Here is a 279-nt window from a genome sequence, read left to right on the forward strand (position 1 = left end):
GGGTACGGAAAAAATCTGCCCGGGCTGCAACGGCCAACGCCTGAACCCCACCGCCCTGGCCGTACGCTTCCGGGACCGCTCCATTGCCGAGCTGGCATCGCTACCCGTGGTCGCCGCCGAGCAGTGGTTCAAAACCCTCAAACTGAAAACCAATGAGCAGGCCATCGCCCGGGATCTGTTGGCCGAAATGCACAGCCGCCTCCAGTTCCTGCAGAAAGTCGGGCTCGACTACCTGAGCCTGGACCGCGCCGCACCCACCCTGAGCGGCGGCGAAGCCCA

At 64.9% G+C, this 279-nt stretch carries 1 pseudogene; it reads left to right on the forward strand.

What is annotated here, in order from left to right:
* A pseudogene (locus B3520_RS14985) lies at positions 1-279 on the forward strand (excinuclease ABC subunit A); the annotation flags it as partial.

The sequence above is a fragment of the Marinimicrobium sp. UBA4509 genome, assembly GCF_002388575.1.
GTDB classification, from domain to species: Bacteria; Pseudomonadota; Gammaproteobacteria; order Pseudomonadales; family Cellvibrionaceae; genus Marinimicrobium; species Marinimicrobium koreense.